Raw genomic sequence first — 15621 nt, 5'->3', positions numbered from 1 at the left:
TTATCAACCTACTTTTCCCTTTGCTTGCTACTTACCTTTGGATAACAACTTTTTTGGGTTGTTATTTAAGATAATATTAATGGACCGCTGGAACGAAGGGATTCGTTCCAGTATTTTTTTTAGGCCAATTCACTAAATTTTTCCGACTGACCATTCATATTGCAGCCATCTCTATAGCTCCTAAAATTTAAACCGATAGAACATGTCAGCATCATGGGGGTCAATTCAGATGGACCGGACAAAATTAAACGCGACATGTTAAATTAACAATAATTTCACGATCAGGTTCTCAGGATCTAAAAACCTCCTTTACGATATTGTACCGGGCTAATCCCCAAGTGTTTCTTGACAAAATGACGAAAATTGGATTCATCGGAAAACCCCATTTCATAAGAGATCTGTGAAATGGACATATCGGTATTACTGATGTAACGCAACGCCTCTTTCAAAACAATGTCGGTTATCACATTTTTTGCTGTTTTGTTCCAAACGGCCATGCATAGACCGGACAGTTTTCTCGGGGTAATATTCAGTTTAGCTGCATAATACCTGACCTCATGATGTCGTTTATAATGCTTGTGAACAAGAACAGAAAAACGGTTGACAATTCCCTGCGCCGTGAACCCCTGCTCTAAATAATATCTTCGATCAACCTCTTTGTTCCAGACTCCATCAAGTATAAGTGATTCAATAAAATTATGAACAAGCAGCGAGGCCATCGGGTCCTTTCTGGACATATAAACCCGTGTGTGTTCAATCACCTGCTGCCTCAGCACCTCCGGTTTTCTCGGGCTTCTAACTACTGTTAGAATCCGCCCGCAATCGAAGAAAAGCTCAGAATTTATCAGGACTGTATCTATCCTTGATCGCTCATAGAATCTCGCGGTAAATCTAATTAAATAGCCAGACAGCAAGCTCGGACAGCTAACTACAAAATTTTTTGCCGGACCAATAAACACCATAGAACTATCCATAACAGCAAAACTTTCATTTTCGAGGATAAGCTGAATTTCAGTAAAAGTTACCAGGATATTAAACAGATCTTGGCCTTTGTACCAGGGTGGGAATCTACCGGACTGCAGATCCCCCAATGCTACAATTTCAAATTCAAGCCCGCTTCCGTCCATATATCTGCTATTAGGATCATCCCGACCGATATCAAGCAGTCCTTCAGTTTTCATCATCAAGCCAAAATTTAATATCTTCCAAAACCATCTTAAGGTTGGTTTTATTGAATATGAAAAGAGTGCCACTAGCCTTGAAATTCTCAAGCTCATCGATATCCTCTGTTGTCGTATATCCAAAAAGTTTGATTGAAGGAAATTCGTCCCGAAGATGCAAGGCGGTCTGCTGACAATCCATCATAGGCATATGGAGATCCACAAGACACACCTCGGGCAGGTCGGCCATTTCCCCCAATTTCGCCATCAGTTCCACACCATTGCTGCAATTTAAAATGAGCTCAAATTCCCTGCTGTTGCCGACCATAAGCTCGGCCAGGTTTCTCTGGAAAAGACTGTCATCCACAAACGCAATCTTTATTTTTCTACGGGGATTATTTCCCATCTTCTTCCTGTGACAAAGTGTCAAGTAAAGGGACTTCCTGATCGGCATCGTCCCGCCGGACAAAATCAGTGGGGCCGAAACCGTTTTCCATCTCCACCTCAATAACCGCGATTACAGGTGCCTGGTATTCGAGTTTAGGTGATAATCTATTCTTAATCATTTGGTTATTTAGCATATAGAATATGCACAAGCTTTATTAAATTTCAATTAATCTAAAGACCCAACAATTACTAATGCGCCGACAAGTTTTCTTTAATGAGCATGTGCTGAAACTCCGATCTCTTCTGATCGTCATCTTCCGCTTCCGCTTTTAGCCTAGCTAATTTTTTCTTTAATCGAACAATTTCGTCGCTGTACTGCTTATCATGAATGGCATTATGCGTTTCCCTGGGATCCCGCTGCAGATCATAGAATTCCCATGCGGGATCAGTTGGCTTTTTATCAGTTCCCGTCATTTCCAGGGGTTGACCATAGAAATAAATCAACTTATAACGCTCATCACGCACACCGAAATGCGCTGGACGCTTGGGAGCATGTTGCCAATACCGATAATACATTGCGCTGCGCCATCCCCTGGGAGCAGATCCCAAGAGGTTGCTGCGAAAGCTTTTACCCTGTATATACGCCGGCTTTTTGATGCCCGCATAGTCGGCAAAGAGTGCTGCAAAGTCAATATTCAAGACCATATCATGGACTGTGCTGTTTCCCTGAATTTCCCTTGGATAACGAATAACAAAGGGCATCCGCAACGATTCTTCATACATGAGGCGTTTATCCATAAAATTATGCTCTCCTAAAAAGTAACCTTGATCTGAGGTCAAAATAACAACAGTATTTTCATCCAGGTTGGCGGATTTAAGGTAACGTAAAATCTTGCCAAGGTTATCATCAATACCTGCCACGCAACGTAAATAATCCTTAATAAATTTTTGGTAGATCTTTTTACGTGCATCCAAAGCATTTAATCCTTCCGTAGAAAAGGGAAGTTCAGGATACGTGGTCCAAAATGATCCCGTAGAAGCCTGCTCATAGCGATGTCCGAGTTCTTCCAATGGCTGCCCATCAAACGATCGCCCGGTTGTCCTCGCCCCTGAATCCAAAAAGGTGGGTGGATAAGGAAACTCCACATCCTTATAGTAATCCTTAAACCGATCTGCAAAATCAAATGGCTCATGGGTCGCCTTAAAATGGCACATCAGAAAAAAAGGTCGATCAATATCGCGTTTTTTTATCCACTCAAGGCTCATTGCTGTGGTGATATCGTCGACGTATCCCTCATAAGACTTACCCGGCTTTTCATCATCATTCCAATTATCTTTGGATAGATAACTCGGATTATGGTACTGCCCATGGCCGGGCAGTACCTCAAAATCGTCGAATCCGCTCGGCATTTTCTTGAGATGCCATTTTCCGAAAATAGCCGTCTGATAACCTGCCTTTTGGAGATCTTTGGCGATGTTTTCTTTTTCGGGGTCCAGGGCATCCTCTAGGGTATAAACCTGGTTTTTGTTGCTATATTGTCCCGTTAAGATCGTGGCGCGGCTGGGCGTGCAGATCGAGTTGGTGCAAAACACATTATTGAGTAATGCACCTTCCCGTGCCATTTGTTCAATGTTCGGATTTTTGATGATATCTCTGAAAATACCACCATATACGCCCCAGGCCTGTGCTGTGAAATCATCCGTCAGGATGAAAACGATATTTGGACGTTGATGCAGGTTGCTTTTTTGTGCCTGCCCCAACAAGGGCACTGCTCCTGCCAAAATGCAATATAATAAGCTCAATATATTTAACGGCGTTTTCATAGGTATAAGTTTATTGATTATGCACCTCTTGGATCCATTTTTCGTAGAGCTTCCTTAACTCCTGTACAACAACAGGATTATCTTTTGCAAAATTTCGCTTTTCCGAGACATCTTCTTTTAGATTGGCGAGAAAGAATCCCTGTCCGTCAAGTTCCTCTGCTTTGGCAAACATTGGATACCGAAGAAGTTTCCAGTCGCCTTTTCTAACGGCCCATTGCGGTTTGTCTTTGGTACCACCTTGACGCCAATAGAATACTTGATGCTGTGCGGGTGCATCGTTATCCTTAATGATACCGGTTAAGCTCTTACCGTCCAATTTACGGTTGGGCAACTTAATACCGCAGTATTCGGCCAATGTGGGATACCAATCAATATTCGAGGCAAACTGATCGCGCACCTGATTGCCTTTTATTCCTTTTGGCCAGCTGATAATAGCTGGGACGCGTGTACCAGCTTCAAATAAGCTGAATTTTGCACCCCGAAGATTGCCTGCCGTACCGCCGGCCCCAAAGGTCCGGGTTTCCTCAGAAAAACCCTGATCGGGCTGAAAAATGACAATCGTATTTTCGTCAAGTCCGAGTTCCTTTAGCCTATGGAGTACCAGGCCGATCTTCTCATCCATAGTAGAAATAAAGGCGGCATACTTGTCCCTGGGCGATGCCACTCCTTTTTCCTTATAGTATTTCAGCCATTTTTCCTCTCCCTGCAAGGGATAATGTGGGATATTGATGGCAAAATAGATGAAAAAAGGATTATTTCTATTGGCCTGCATAAAGGTATTCGTCTCCCGAACCATGAGATTAGGGAAATAGACCCCATCCTCATGGATCTCTTCACCATTTTTCCAGAGGTCATGTCTATTGGGTCCGTCCCAATAGAAAAAATGGGAATAATTATCTATACATCCGCCCATAAAACCATACGAATAATCAAAACCTTGTGCATTGGGCATCGTTTCTTTGGTATAGCCAATATGCCATTTACCGATATGGGCTGTTTTATATCCGGCGTCCCTAAACAATTCACCCATCGTATACTGGTCATTTGTCATGCCTGCCACCCCTTCGTCCGAGGATGCCATTTCCTGCAAACCTGCGCGCTGTGGATAACGCCCGGTCAGCATCGACGCCCTGGAAGGTGAGCAGATGGGCGAAGCGGAGTAAAACTGGGTAAAACGCACCCCGCTGGCACCCAAGCTGTCCAGTACGGGTGTGTAAAGGTCTTTACCGCCATAAGAATTCAAGTCTGTCCAGCCTTGGTCATCTGCATAAATCACGATGACATTTGGACGTTTATCTTTTGCCTGTGCACTGAGCTTTGAAAAAGATAGGGTGCCAATAAGGCCTATTAAGAGCAATTTATAGTTCATGTGTATATCTATTTTGATTATGGATTAATGCCAGTTCGGATTCTGTTCCAATGCCGGGTTCAATTGTACCTGATCGGCTGGAATCGGCCATAAGTAATCCCTGTTTTTATCAAAGGTCCTGCGGCTGACAACCTCGCCTTTATAATTGAGAACAGGCTGATTATTGGCCGTCTCTGCAGTTTTCCAACGTCTGATATCTGAATAATAAATTCCTTCAAAAGCTAGTTCAACACGGCGCTCCCTCCTAATAACATTACGCATTTCTTCTTTATTCAAACCCTCTTCTACTTTCGGCATATTCACAGATTTCCGCTGACGGAGCTGATTTAAGGCATCATACACTTTTGCATCTGGTCCGCTTGCTTCATTTCGGGCTTCGGCGAAAATTAAAAGTGCTTCTGCATACCGAATCAGAATTGGATTCAGTTCCGATCCATTATTGCCAATTAAAGGGATATTGGTATCATCTTTATAGGATGTGTATTTTTTTAATCCAAATCCCGTATTAACAACCTGACTGGCTTGGGTGATCTGCCCATTGTATCGATATCCGATACAGTTTATGGTCTGCAGCAGACGGGGATCCCGATGTTCATAAGGTTTTGCGGCATCATATTGTCCAGATTGATTCCACGGCTTTCCGTCATCCATGAGATAAGCATCGATAAGGTCTTTTGTCGGGGCCGGTCGGTTAAGCTGAAAACTGACATAGTCGAAGCTATTAAAGAAGCGTGGCATACGGTATTCGACATCGAATATAACCTCGGAATTGAGCTCATTTTCTAAAAGAAAAAGTCCTCTATAGCTGTCAAATAACTTATATGTATTCAGGTCCATCACTTTTTGCGCATCTGCATAGGCTTCTGCCCAGCGCTCATTGTATAAAAGAACACGTGCACGTAGGGTTAAAGCTGCTCCTTTGGTTGCCCGGCCAAGATCCGCACCACCGTATTTAAGGGGCAGGCTTTCGGCGGCTTCCGCTAAGTCCTTTAAGATCTGTTCAACGACTTCGGCTTTACTATTCCTTGGCAATGTGGCCTGTTTTTCGAGATTGGGCTGCTCCAGAATTAGCGGGACACCACCGAACACATCAGTTAAATAAAAGTAATTTAATGCCCTTAAAAATTTAGCTTCGCCTATAGCACGTTTCTTTAGATTTCCATCCATTTCAATGGATTGCACCCTGTCTAAAAAAGTATTTGCTCTCCCTATCCCCTTATAGGCTACCTGCCACCTGTTGGTAACCAAGGCTGTCAATCCATTATGGACACCCCGGGCAATAGCATCGGTACCATTGGCTTCATTATATGCATAACCGTTTGGTGTGATCATGTCCGTTTCGTAAAACCAGTTTGATCCTGCTCCCTCTAGCAGAACACGATAGCATCCCGTCAGTGCAGCCATCGCTTCATCACTGTTTTTCCAATAGGTCGCTTCACTATATTGATCAGCTGGATTTATATCAAGATTATTGTCACATGCAGACAGCCCAGCGAAAGACATCAATAACGCAAGTCGGAGTATTTTTATCGTTCTCATTCGTATCAGTTTAGAAAGTTAGGTTAAGTCCAGCTGTAAAAGTTTTAACAGTTGGATATTCATAAAAAGTCGATCCATTGAGGTTTTTTTCTGGATCAAAATCAGTCATTTTGCTAATCGTCAGGAGATTTTGTGCATTAACGAACACCCGCAATTTGCTGATGCCAACCTGATCTACCCAAGTTTTCGGAAGGTTGTATGCCAGCTGCAGATTTTTAAGGCGCAGGTATGCTGCATTCCTTAGCCAAAAACTGGAGCTCCTAAAATTCTCTGTTGTACTCCCCTCAAATGTTGTCAATATCGGCAACGATGCATTCGGGTTATCTGGCGTCCATGAATCAGTGACCCACTTCTTGGGCACAGATGTACCAAACCAGAATGGCATTGCGCCAATATTTTCAGCATAGGTATATACATTACCCACACCTTGGAAGAAACTTGACAGGGAAAGATCTTTATAACTTAAATTGATATTGAATTGATAAGTCAACCTAGGAATATTGGATCCGACAATCTGCCTGTCGTTTTCGGTAATGAATTTGTCATTGTTGAAATCTTCGTATTTAAGGTAGCCCGGCTTCGTATTATTGGTTTGAAAAGGACTGTTTTTGACTTCTTCTTCACTTTGGAAAATGCCATCCGCTTTGATCAGATAATAGGAATTGATCGGATAACCTTCTTTTAAGATCGTACGTCCGTTGTAGATAGTCCGGCCTTTAAGACTGACGATCTTATTCTTAATATAGGTAATACTACCACTTAGCTGATAGCCAAAGCCATTTATCTTATCTTGATAATTCAAACCCAGTTCTATTCCAGTGTTGTCCACTGTACCTACATTTTGAATAGGTCCTCCCAAAGCACCAACTTGATCGGGCAAGGTGACCATCTGCAGGATATCGGTTGTACGTTTTTTGAAAATCTCTCCTGTAAAACCGAGCCTGTTATTAAACAACTGGGCATCGACACCTATGTTTCCCATCGTAGTTGTTTCCCAGGTAATATTGGGATCATTATAATTGAGAACGGCACTACCGGATGCGATTGCCGATCCGAATGGATAGTCCTGTCCTAGGCTGATCAGGTTGACAAATCGGAATAGATCAATACGTTCATTTCCGAGGGAACCATAAGACGCACGTAACTTCAAATCATTTACCCAGGTAATGTCATGCATAAATGATTCTTGTTTCAGACGCCATCCGGCGGAAAATGACGGAAACATTCCCCATTGTTTTCCTTTTGCAAAACGTGAGGAACCGTCATAGCGCATATTTGCTTCAAATAAATACTTTTCTTTATAGCTGTAGTTGGCCCGGCCAAAATAGGACAGCAATTTAGACTTGAACGAAGTTCCACCTACCTGCGCATTGGATGATCCGGCATTCAGTTCATAAAGGTCATTTCCGAGATAACCCTCATTTTGGGCATAAAAATTCTCGTCCGATGCACTTTCCCTACTATGCCCTACGAGCAATTTGATCTGATGATCATCTGCAAATGTTTTTTGCCAGTCCAGGGTTTGGAAGAGCGTAATCGTAGATGCTCCGACGCTCGTTTTTCGCAGTCCTCTGTTAGAAGGACTCGCTCCATCGAAAGGAACACGCTGTGCATCATTTGTTTTAACCTGATAAACATAAACATCAGGAACGAATCGGCTGTTACGATCGTCTGTTTTGTTTATTGCCCCATTGATCTTATAGGTAATATCAAACGGAAGTTTATATTCTGCAAACACGTTTAAAAGCGCACGCTGCTGCCTTGTATTATTTTGCCCCTCATTGGCTAGTACCAACGGATTTCGGTACACATTGTGGCCCGGTGTCCGAATAAAAGTATTGGCATAGCGTCCGTCCGCCAAATAAGTCGGGTGGAAAGCTTGTGCCTTAAAGGTCATTTCCATCAGGTTAGCAACACTTGAAGTAGGCTCATCCAAGTCCTTGTAGCTTACATTTATAATACCGCCAACCTTTAGACGATTGGTAATCTGTGCCTGTGTATTATAGTTGACGCCATATCTGTTTGCAGAAGTTCCCATAACAGCACCATCCTGTTTCAGGTAATTTAACGACAGCGAATGGGTTAGTTTATCCGTACCTCCGGAAAATGAGACATGATGATTCTGGATGGCACCTTTGCCAAAAATAATTTTAAACCAGTCATTATTCGGATAGACAATTGGATCCTCTTTCATTCCTTTGGCATATTCCTCGATCAGTGCATCCGAATAATCAACTTGTGCTTTTCCCTCATTCCGTTGCGCCTGATTCCTGAGCTTCATAAACTCAATCGGATCTTTGACAAAATCCGGTAAATAGTTGGCTTCTTGATAACCAAAATAGTTATCGTATTTCACTTCAAATTTTCCTGCTACACCACTCTTGGTTGTAATCAAGATAACACCGTTCGCAGCTCTTGCTCCATAAATCGCCGACGATGCTGCATCTTTCAATACAGTGATACTGGCAATATCAGCGGGATTGACATTGTCCATGGAATATTCAATCCCATTTACTAGTACAAGTGGATTATTATTGTTCAGCGTGCCCTGCCCCCTGACTCTCACCGTGGCCTCATCCCTACCGGGCTGTCCCCCAGGTTGATTGACATAGACTCCTTGAACCCCCTGAAGCAATTGTGAAGCATTTGAAAGTGGCGCATTTTCTTGTCTTTTGAGGTCCACGGTCGTCACAGCACCTGTTAAATTGCTCTTTTTTGCAGTACCGTAGCCTACAACGACAACTTCCTCGAGCTGGTCAACTTTCGGGGTTAATTTGATCTGATATTTCAACAGTGCAGAGACCACAATTTGCTGATCCTGATAGCTCATAAACCGGATGAGCAATTGATCCCCTTCTTTTGCTTTTAAGCTGAAATTCCCCTGTTCATCTGTAGAGGTCAGGCCCCCTTGAAGATTTTGAATAGTGGCACCGGCAATAGGTTTGCCATCAGTACCCGTAACAGTTCCACTTATTTGCTTTTGCTGTTCAAGAATACCCTGCGTTACAATCAGGTTTTGTTTTTCCTTTTCTATCAGGATCTGTTTCCCACGCATCACATAATGCAGCCCGGTATTTTCCAAGGTTTTCTTTAATGCTTCTGGCAGTGAAACATTTGTCAGGTGGACAGAGATGAGATTTTTATTGATAACATCTTTCTGAAGATAAAGGATATGATATCCCGATTGTTTGCTTATGCTCGCCAAAATCTCCTTGAGGTTTCCATTAGTGACAGAAAGCTTTATCTGCTGAGAATAAACCACAGCATTCACGTAACTACTGCTTAGAAGCAGTATCACTACACTCAACTTTAATTTCATGATAGGTTTAATTAATGTAGGTGTCAGCCAATTGGAAATTGGCACAAATTTTTTATACATTTGACATTAGGTTTTAAATTGTTGCTGAATAGGTCTTTAACATATTGGAACCATGGGTACATATAGTCATGTGCGCATGTCGGCAGAAAATGTTCCTCCGATCTTACGGCTTACAGCGTTCGTCGCATCGATAATTGTCACGTTATACCACCTAGAAACCACTTTCATAAGTTCATTTAACTCGAGGCCATCGCTTGCAAAATATCCGTCTTTCCAAGAAAGCAGCTGCGCAGCGTCAAATTTTTGCTGTACAATACCGCCATGTTTATTTTCAGTCAGTACCTCAATTCCAGGCGTTAATGTATATTGTTTATTTTTAAACTTAAAATCTACTCCGCCTTCTACGAGTGAAGTCCGCACGTAATCTTCCTCAGCAAAAGATTGCACATTGAATTTTGTTCCTGTAACAAGGACCTCCCCCTTGTCTATCATTACTTTAAAAGGTGATTTTTTATTATGAGCAATTTCAAAATAGCCCTCCCCTTCTAAGTAAACAGTACGATGGTCTTTATCAAAAATCTGTGGTAATTTTAATGTGGCCCCAGCATTTAACCACACAATTGAACCATCGCCCAAAATGACTTCTTGCTTTCTTTGTGCCGGGACATTAATTTTAAGGAGTACCGGTTTGGTATCCGAATTACCGTCCTGCTGCATTCGTTTTAAGTCCTCAGCGACATTATATTTACCGTGTAATGTTTTCACTGAACCATTGGGAAAAATCATGGTCACCTCGCTGCTTTCGAAAGTCTTCGATTTGGCGAGAACAATTTCTTTCTTAACAAAAGAAGATTGCTGTCTAGTCGTTAGCAGCCAAAGACCAGAAGCAATCAAAAGAACTGCAACGGCGGCATAGGAAACAATCGTCTTCCAGCTGATTTGTTTTATTTCAGCTTTAGGAAGCATAGGTAATCCCGCCCGGATCCGTGCATCGACGTCCCTTTTATGTGCTTCATTCTTCCACGGTGATGGATTAATGATGGGATATTTAAGGAGATAATGTTCGATTGCCTTTATTTCCTCGGGCGTACACAGATTATTTCTATACCTGTCAAAAAGTTCTTTTGCTTCCTTTTCGTTCATAAAGTATTTGGTTTTATTATTGCCTATATACTATTAAAGAGTGAATCTGAAAAGCAAAGTAGTAGATGGAAGAAAAAAAAAATTAAAAAGTATCCAATAGGATCAATACCATCAGATAAGGTATGTACGCTTTGTCTATTTTAGTTTTTAGGATTTTGATCGCATTACTAATCTGTTTTTTGACCGTTTTATCAGATATATTGAGTTCCTCGGCGATCTCCAGATAAGACAGGTGCGATTTTCGACTCAATAAGAATATTGTCCTCATCTTCTCGGGAAGCAGATCGATATGACTTTGAATCATGGTATTTAATTCCTTAAAATCTAGTTCCTGATCGACAGCCGAATTGTACTTGCAATAGTGGCTGGCATAATCATCCAGGTTCTGCTCATTCTTTAGGATATCTTTGAGCCGTCGAAATGATAGATTTCTGGCCATGATAAAAAGAAAAGCTTTTAAGGATTTGATCTGTGGTAATTTGGCCCTGATTTCCCAAAGATCAGTGAAGGTCTGCTGAACAATGTCAATAGCTTCCTGTTCATCGGGTATTATTCGAATGACCTGTTTATATATTCCTTCCCAATGCTGTTTGTAAATCTGCTCAAAATCAATTTCCTCGGACTCTGATCTCGAAACTTCATGAATATACTGCAGATCGTTTTTCATAAGGCAGACTCTATTTTCTTGGATTGGTTATTCTTTACAAACAATCTTACAAACTTTTCTACACTTTTCAAAAAACAATCACGCTAGCTCAGTCAGAGATCTATGCTTAAATACTGACTTTGAACAATAAACTTATATTTTATTTTTTGCTCCAACAAATAACGCGCAGACACGGATTCCGATTTCACCTATTGCCGGAAGTAATTCCATATACTGGCCTATACCAAACGTTCCATAATTGAGGGATAACGTATTTCCACAAAAGTTTATCAGATACACAAAACAGCCCAACATCAATAATATTCCTAGCACCTTGCGAAGGAAATCTGATTTATGGACCAGATATCCAAAAGGTAAGATCCATCATTCCCAGAAAACAGTCATGATCAAAATTCCATTGTCGTATTGGTCAGCATGACTTTATTATGAGCCTCGGTACCCCCTTGGACTTTCCTTTGTTTCAAACCATCAATTATTGTAAGTATATGATACACTTATTCTGTAGGTTCATCAGTGAAATGGGAACGGTGATAGTTGCCAAGAGAGCCATAGTCCTAGCAACTATTTCATTAGTAGAGCTTAATAAATAATCAAGGGCAATAGCCAGGAAAATAAATGCCAGGTAGCACAGTACACTGCTTGCCAGACTCAGACGAGACATAGTTTCATGGTCAAGGATATTATGAAAGGTTTTAACAGGATCATCCCATGCAAATAACTGTTTAGGAACATACGCCATGCCCAGGTTCATTCGGTAACCATGAAACGGACTACAATGCATGGTAAATAGTGTAAAAAAAACTCCCATAGCAATATTCAGCCATTTTGTAAATTTTGTATTTGACATCAAGGATAGAAAAATCATAAGCGCAGGAATCGCTAATATTAGGGTAGCGAGCAGCAATTTCATCTGACTGTCAAACATATTTTGTCCACTGAGAAGTCCTTCCACTTTTTTAGGGAGGTAAAGCTCAAAGTAATCCCCCTAAATGTAGCAGAACATAATAGCCGTCCATAGAACAGACAGTTTTATCCTGATGTTTACCTTATAATCTTCCAATTTACTTTTCATAATACTTAGTTTATGCTTTATTTTTTGCTCCTATGAATAATAACCATAGACAGGTTCCAATTTCACCTATTGCGGGTAATAATCCCATGTATTGACTAACTCTTAATGCTCCATAATTGCCTGATAACGTATTTCCAAAAAAATTGATCAGATAACCTAAACAGCCAAGCATCAATAATATTCCTAGCACCTTGGGAAGGAAACCGGATTTATAGACCAGATATCCAAAAGGAAAGAGCCATAATCCCCAGAAAATAGTCGCGATCAAAATTCCATTATCATATTGGTTCAGGTATAACATGACTTGATTATGAACCTCAGTACCCGCTTGAACATTCCTTTGTTTCAGACCATCAATTATTGTAAGTATATGATACTTATGCTGTAGGTTCATTAGGGAAATGGGAACGCTGATAATCGCCAACAGAGCCATAATTTTAGCCACCTTATCATTGACAGATCTCAATATATAATAAAGGATAACAGGTAGGAAAATAAATGCCAGGTAGCACAGTACACTGCTTGCAAGACTCAAGCGAAAAATCGTTTCATGGTCCAGGATATTATGAAAGGTTTTTGCCGGATTATCCCACGCAAATAACTGTTTGGGCACATAAGCCAGGCTGAACATTCCTGTGATCACGACCACTAAATACAGTAGTCCTGCGATCCTTGAGAGTTTTCTTTTATTTTCCATCGGTTAGTTTAGTAGATAAGTATCAAACTATCAGCTTTTGTTACAGAAATATATCAACAAAATCCTCCTATTTTCTTAAAAGCTTTAATTTTTATACCGATTTTTTCATGCTCAAAAAGATATAGAATTAATAAATAGGCCACTTGTTAAAGTGGCGCTTTTATCTTCAGCAGCCTTCACAGCAGTGAGGTTATCAAGACGTTAAACAATATATGACTACTATTCTACTATTCCTATAAATCTATAATAGGCTACTAAAGCAGACAGCAGTTATCGACGTTAAGATTGAGGCTATTTTCAAAGTCCAAGGAAATATAATATCTATAAAACAAAGCAGCTCCAGAACACCTAGTATTCGGATCGGCATGATTGATTTGCCATCCTTATCTGTTTGTTGAGCAGTCTAAAGAAATCTCTAAAAAAGGGTCTGCATATAGATAAACAATACAATTTTTTAACAAAATGACATATCCAGATAGTCCTACCGAATTTTATTGGCAATTTCTTCATATCACTGGCAGGCCAATTGATTACCTTTCATGCAAGACAGATACAGAACTGAGATCAACAATGCTCCGCTAAGTTATGGAAGTTTTCGTCATGTCCTAGGACCACTCGAAACAGGCATGCCTTATGCTTGATACACTTATAAAAGATCAATAGAAGACAGATCCATCGACGATTAAGTTTGTTTACACTTTAATTGCTCCTTTTTGAATCGCATCAAAGTTATCTGGCCAGACTGTTTTATCGTCAAAAATTGAATTTTTAAAATTTGCTTTGTCCAAATGGTAACATTTCATTATTGCACCTCTTAAAACAGCTCCTTGAAAATCAGTACCGTCTACATTTGCGTCTATTAAGTTCGCATTTTCTAGGTTAGCCTCATTAAATAATGCGAAATTAGCTAGACATCCTTTCAAATTTGCCTGAACCAAATTAGTCTTCCTTAGATCTGCAGTGATTAGATTTGTACCTTGTAAGTTACACCTTTCTAAGCTTGCGTTGTACAAAAAAGCTCCTCTTAAATTGGAATCAATTAAGCTAGAAGTTGATAAATTTGTGTTTTCTAGCTCTGCTCGATGCAAATTCAAATTATCCAATGACACACCAATTAAATTATCATATGGCACTTCAACATGTTCGTCTGTTAAACAATAAATTATCATATAAAAAAATTAATGACCTCCCCAATCTACTAAATCTACTGTTGTCTGGTTCATAGGTACGATCCTGTTTGTTTGGCTCGAAGACAATGTCCCCGGTATCTCGTGGGTTCAATGCCAAATATTTTTCCTGCCACATAGCGATGATTCCCTTCAGTAATTACTCCGTTTGCAACTTTTATCGGTGGTGGCTTCAATCCCTGTTCTAACATCCTAACATAACGTTGAACCATGGGCAAAGAAACTCTTCCCTGAACTGTTTTGAGCGTCGAGTTTTTTAACGCTTTCTCAATTGTTTTGACAGTTACAAGAAAATATCACAGTCCATTTCTTGGACTGTTGTCATATATACCTATAGCACCCCCATAAAAAACTCCATGCTCTTTTATTTCAAAACAGTTCAATATGTCTTCAAGCCGCACAGACAGAATAGGGCTATCGTCTCCATGCAGTATAATTTTTTCTCATCTTAACTTATTTTCCGCCAGCATTGACGAGGTAAATCCGGAAATCTGAGACCAGTCAATATGGATAATTTGGACCAACAAAAAATCAATCTAAATAAGTTTAACTAGATTTTTTATATCTTTTTGTACATTATCTCTTCTGATCAATTCTCAAAGGAATACAGTCCGAGTTTCAGAAATCTCTACTAAGCCTCCTACATTTATAATAAAATATTATTTAAGAATTTATAACATCCTCATCTAAACGACCAACTATAACCGCTTTTTCCAATTGACCTATGTTTAATGATTTTCGACCTTTTTCCTTATTTCTAAAGAGGTCTTTGATCAGGCTAGAAACATAGTCTTCTTCATTGCCAAAATAGTCTCCTATTTTAAATCCGCTTATATCAACGTTAAATTTTTCAGCAAAGGCAATAAAAAAATCATCTGCATCATCACCTGTTATTTTTAAATCAACCAATAATTTTGTATCCCTATTAATTTCCGTTTTTTTAAACAAAAAAGGAAATGGTAAGGTATAACCCCAACCACCATCATACACGAATGTTCTGATTTCGTTTAAAATTTCATCTTCGATATCCATGATCTTAGAATCTAAGGAAACTATATTTATAATTGTTATGCTTTACTTTAGATACATCCAGCCATTCTTTGGATCCGCTTGAAGCTTATAATAGTCTCCTCCGCCCATACTAAATGCTTTAGCGCCCGCTGCAATTTCTTTTCTAAATTCCCATAAATCTGTTGATGTTATCGCCCATCCAGCCACAGGGATGGCTCTACCTAATAATCCACCCAAACGCTTAAA

General features: G+C 40.3%; 15 protein-coding genes. All 15 read right to left on the bottom strand.

Annotated features, from left to right (window positions below; all coding sequences use genetic code 11):
• Positions 1 to 296: 296 nt before the first annotated feature.
• The gene (locus tag AAW12_RS25905; RefSeq protein WP_053003978.1) at positions 297 to 1184 is read right to left on the bottom strand and encodes a helix-turn-helix domain-containing protein; all 888 of its coding nucleotides are present in this window, start codon (positions 1182 to 1184) and stop codon (positions 297 to 299) included.
• The gene (locus AAW12_RS24235) at positions 1171 to 1566 is read right to left on the bottom strand and encodes a response regulator transcription factor (RefSeq protein WP_053003977.1); all 396 of its coding nucleotides are present in this window, start codon (positions 1564 to 1566) and stop codon (positions 1171 to 1173) included. The genes AAW12_RS25905 and AAW12_RS24235 overlap by 14 nt, the downstream gene beginning before the upstream one ends.
• Positions 1556 to 1726 carry a hypothetical protein gene (locus AAW12_RS26400; protein WP_156167763.1) on the bottom strand — a complete coding sequence of 57 codons (171 nt, stop codon included), beginning with the start codon at positions 1724 to 1726 and terminating at the stop codon, positions 1556 to 1558. The genes AAW12_RS24235 and AAW12_RS26400 overlap by 11 nt, the downstream gene beginning before the upstream one ends.
• Before the next feature lie 70 nt (positions 1727 to 1796).
• Complete coding sequence (locus AAW12_RS24225; protein ID WP_046676178.1) at positions 1797 to 3371, bottom strand: sulfatase; 1575 nt, start codon at positions 3369 to 3371, stop codon at positions 1797 to 1799.
• A 10-nt stretch (positions 3372 to 3381) separates the two neighbouring features.
• Positions 3382 to 4740 carry a sulfatase gene (locus tag AAW12_RS24220; RefSeq protein ID WP_046676177.1) on the bottom strand — a complete coding sequence of 453 codons (1359 nt, stop codon included), beginning with the start codon at positions 4738 to 4740 and terminating at the stop codon, positions 3382 to 3384.
• Between the two features lie 24 nt (positions 4741 to 4764).
• Positions 4765 to 6279 carry a RagB/SusD family nutrient uptake outer membrane protein gene (locus AAW12_RS24215; RefSeq protein ID WP_197084165.1) on the bottom strand — a complete coding sequence of 505 codons (1515 nt, stop codon included), beginning with the start codon at positions 6277 to 6279 and terminating at the stop codon, positions 4765 to 4767.
• A 10-nt stretch (positions 6280 to 6289) separates the two neighbouring features.
• Positions 6290 to 9658 (bottom strand): TonB-dependent receptor, encoded by a 3369-nt coding sequence (locus AAW12_RS24210; protein ID WP_197084164.1) that lies wholly within the window; start codon positions 9656 to 9658, stop codon positions 6290 to 6292.
• 66 nt (positions 9659 to 9724) lie between these two features.
• Complete coding sequence (locus AAW12_RS25900) at positions 9725 to 10741, bottom strand: FecR family protein (protein ID WP_053003975.1); 1017 nt, start codon at positions 10739 to 10741, stop codon at positions 9725 to 9727.
• A gap of 82 nt (positions 10742 to 10823) precedes the next feature.
• Positions 10824 to 11408 carry an RNA polymerase sigma-70 factor gene (locus AAW12_RS24200; protein WP_046676175.1) on the bottom strand — a complete coding sequence of 195 codons (585 nt, stop codon included), beginning with the start codon at positions 11406 to 11408 and terminating at the stop codon, positions 10824 to 10826.
• 132 nt (positions 11409 to 11540) lie between these two features.
• The gene (locus tag AAW12_RS26850; protein WP_156167780.1) at positions 11541 to 11768 is read right to left on the bottom strand and encodes a DUF4386 family protein; all 228 of its coding nucleotides are present in this window, start codon (positions 11766 to 11768) and stop codon (positions 11541 to 11543) included.
• A 112-nt stretch (positions 11769 to 11880) separates the two neighbouring features.
• Entirely contained in the window at positions 11881 to 12360 is a 480-nt protein-coding gene (locus AAW12_RS26765; RefSeq protein WP_053003974.1) for a DUF4386 family protein, read from the bottom strand.
• A gap of 130 nt (positions 12361 to 12490) precedes the next feature.
• Positions 12491 to 13177, bottom strand: a complete 687-nt coding sequence (locus AAW12_RS24190; protein WP_046676174.1) for a DUF4386 domain-containing protein — start codon at positions 13175 to 13177, stop codon at positions 12491 to 12493.
• A 692-nt stretch (positions 13178 to 13869) separates the two neighbouring features.
• A complete protein-coding gene (locus tag AAW12_RS24185; RefSeq protein WP_053003973.1) occupies positions 13870 to 14346 on the bottom strand; it encodes a pentapeptide repeat-containing protein in 477 nt (158 codons plus the stop codon).
• Between the two features lie 681 nt (positions 14347 to 15027).
• Entirely contained in the window at positions 15028 to 15396 is a 369-nt protein-coding gene (locus AAW12_RS24180) for a DUF1493 family protein (RefSeq protein ID WP_053003972.1), read from the bottom strand.
• Positions 15397 to 15438: 42 nt separating this feature from the next.
• On the bottom strand, positions 15439 to 15612 hold the full coding sequence (locus tag AAW12_RS26390; protein WP_156167762.1) for a hypothetical protein: 174 nt from the start codon (positions 15610 to 15612) through the stop codon (positions 15439 to 15441).
• Positions 15613 to 15621: the final 9 nt, after the last annotated feature.

Origin of the sequence: Sphingobacterium sp. Ag1 (genome assembly GCF_000988325.1) — a bacterium.
In the GTDB taxonomy this organism is placed as follows: Bacteria; Bacteroidota; Bacteroidia; order Sphingobacteriales; family Sphingobacteriaceae; genus Sphingobacterium.
Note: the sequence above shows the minus strand (reverse complement) of the source record. Positions and strands in the feature narration are given on the sequence as shown.

Excerpts from the sequence above, each read along its gene's own strand:
- AAW12_RS24210 (WP_197084164.1), bottom strand. The coding sequence starts at position 9,658 with ATGTATAAAAAATTTGTGCCAATTTCCAATTGGCTGACACCTACATTA.
- AAW12_RS24225 (WP_046676178.1), bottom strand. The coding sequence starts at position 3,371 with ATGAAAACGCCGTTAAATATATTGAGCTTATTATATTGCATTTTGGCA.
- AAW12_RS24215 (WP_197084165.1), bottom strand. The coding sequence starts at position 6,279 with ATGAGAACGATAAAAATACTCCGACTTGCGTTATTGATGTCTTTCGCT.
- AAW12_RS24190 (WP_046676174.1), bottom strand. The coding sequence starts at position 13,177 with ATGGAAAATAAAAGAAAACTCTCAAGGATCGCAGGACTACTGTATTTA.
- AAW12_RS24220 (WP_046676177.1), bottom strand. The coding sequence starts at position 4,740 with ATGAACTATAAATTGCTCTTAATAGGCCTTATTGGCACCCTATCTTTT.
- AAW12_RS25905 (WP_053003978.1), bottom strand. The coding sequence starts at position 1,184 with ATGATGAAAACTGAAGGACTGCTTGATATCGGTCGGGATGATCCTAAT.
- AAW12_RS24180 (WP_053003972.1), bottom strand. The coding sequence starts at position 15,396 with ATGGATATCGAAGATGAAATTTTAAACGAAATCAGAACATTCGTGTAT.
- AAW12_RS25900 (WP_053003975.1), bottom strand. The coding sequence starts at position 10,741 with ATGAACGAAAAGGAAGCAAAAGAACTTTTTGACAGGTATAGAAATAAT.
- AAW12_RS26400 (WP_156167763.1), bottom strand. The coding sequence starts at position 1,726 with ATGATTAAGAATAGATTATCACCTAAACTCGAATACCAGGCACCTGTA.
- AAW12_RS24200 (WP_046676175.1), bottom strand. The coding sequence starts at position 11,408 with ATGAAAAACGATCTGCAGTATATTCATGAAGTTTCGAGATCAGAGTCC.
- AAW12_RS24235 (WP_053003977.1), bottom strand. The coding sequence starts at position 1,566 with ATGGGAAATAATCCCCGTAGAAAAATAAAGATTGCGTTTGTGGATGAC.
- AAW12_RS24185 (WP_053003973.1), bottom strand. The coding sequence starts at position 14,346 with ATGATAATTTATTGTTTAACAGACGAACATGTTGAAGTGCCATATGAT.